1 protein-coding gene is annotated in these 1726 nt (G+C 64.8%); it reads right to left on the bottom strand.

Features of this window, described 5'->3' with window-relative positions:
* Window positions 1–86: 86 nt before the first annotated feature.
* Window positions 87–1613 carry a transposase gene (locus tag NA3_RS39605; RefSeq protein ID WP_265338299.1) on the bottom strand — a complete coding sequence of 509 codons (1527 nt, stop codon included), beginning with the start codon at window positions 1611–1613 and terminating at the stop codon, window positions 87–89.
* Window positions 1614–1726: the final 113 nt, after the last annotated feature.

The following is a 1726-nucleotide window of genomic DNA, read 5'->3' as shown; positions in this document are numbered from 1 at the left end:
CTGTTGCGGAATTGCAGCAGAGTAGATGTGGACGCGGCGACCACATTCGGCGACATGATGTCTGGATCGGCGGAGGGCCGAGGGCGTCACGCTGCGATGGTCGCTCGATGGATCTTCATGAGGTTGAATGCGGTTGCTGCCAAGTGCAATTCGCTGGTGGCGTTGTCCAGGCCGCGGCGTGAGAATCGGTCAAGGATCTTCTTGAGGTTGCCGATGCCGGGCTCGACGGTTGCGCCGCGTCGCTTGTAGAGGGCTCGACCCTGTGTGGTTCGCAGTCGGTGCCTGTTGACCTCTCGTGGAGTCGCGTCCCGTGGCGGCGGCCCCGCGGCGGGCTCGGTGGCGGCGGCGAGGGCCTGGTCGCGGTCCTTGCCGAGGGCTATGAGCCGGTCAGGTCCTGCCGCGTTCAGGTTCGCGTCGCTGCTGTAACCGGCATCAGCCAGCACGGTGCCGATCACATGGTCGACGTTCGCGGTGACGGCGAACATTCGGGCCGCGACGTCCTGCGCAGCGTGCATCATCGGGAGGAAGCAGGCTTGATCGTTGGTCGACTGCCCGACTTGAGCGGCGATGATGAATTGATCACCGGTAACGGCGACTTGGGCGTTGTAACCCTGCAGGAATCCTTTGCGGGTCGGCATGACCCGCGACTGTGGATCGGTGGTGTTGGCGACCACTTTCGGCAGCGTTTTGCCTTCGGCAACCCGTTGACCGGCGGCCGCCGCAGCGGCTCGTTCTGCGTTGGCCACCACTTTTCGTGCTCGCTGAACGCGCGTGCTGTCTTCCATCGGTACTGGTGGGCGGCCCATCGGCTTCTTCCCGGCTGCGATCGATGCGGCATGGCGGTCCAGTTTCTCCTGGTGCGCGGCGATCTCGCGGGCCAAGTGGGCCCGCGCTTCGGGCAGTCGGTGCGGTCCCTCGGGAATCCGTCCGACAACCGGCATGCCCTGTTCCGATCGCCGGCGACGAGCGATCGCCGCTGCCTCACGCTGCTCGGCGGCCTTGTCGAGCCGCTGATGCCGCTCGTGCAATTCCTGGGCAGCTTGGCGGATTCGTTGGATTCGGCGAGTCCGATCACCCAGAGCTGCCGGAACACGGTCCACTCCGCTGCCGGATTCCTGTTTGTCGGCGTCCTCGGCTTGGTCGGTGGTCTCCGACTCGGCGACGATAGCGCCGACTTGGCGGTCGAACCATTCCCGGCCTCGGTTGGCGTCGATCGACGCATTCGCCGCGATCTTCGTCCCGTCGATCGCCACCGTCCCGAACCGACACAATCCTGCCTGGGCGGCGACCATCAACACCTGAGAGAACAGGTCGCTGAACACCTCTCGTGCCTCGGCACGGAATCTGGCGATCGTGGTGTGGTCCGGGCCATCTTGTGCGCACAACACCCGGAATGCGACATCGGTCGTGCACATCCGCTCGATCCGCCGAGACGAACGCACTCCTTGGCAATACGCATACACCATAAGCGCCAACAACATTCGCGGGTCATAACCCGCCGCGCCAGCCCCACCGCGCCGACGGGTGGCCCGCTCCAACCCGGTGGTGTCGAGAGCCTCCACAGTGTCGAGCACGAACCACGCCAGATGATCCTGTGGCAACCACTCGTGCATATCGGCCGGCAGCAACATCGGCTGATTACGCAGCACGGGACGATAGGACTTGGCCACGCCACATACTCCCAGCCAAACCCCCTCCGCAGCAATCGATTCTGCAACAGCCTCCG

The sequence above is a fragment of the Nocardia africana NBRC 100379 genome, assembly GCF_001612635.1.
Classification (GTDB): Bacteria; Actinomycetota; Actinomycetes; order Mycobacteriales; family Mycobacteriaceae; genus Nocardia; species Nocardia africana.
Note: the sequence above shows the minus strand (reverse complement) of the source record. Positions and strands in the feature narration are given on the sequence as shown.

Bases quoted from the DNA above. Each gene is read 5' to 3' on its own strand.
- NA3_RS39605 (WP_265338299.1), bottom strand. From the start codon at position 1,613: ATGCACGAGTGGTTGCCACAGGATCATCTGGCGTGGTTCGTGCTCGAC.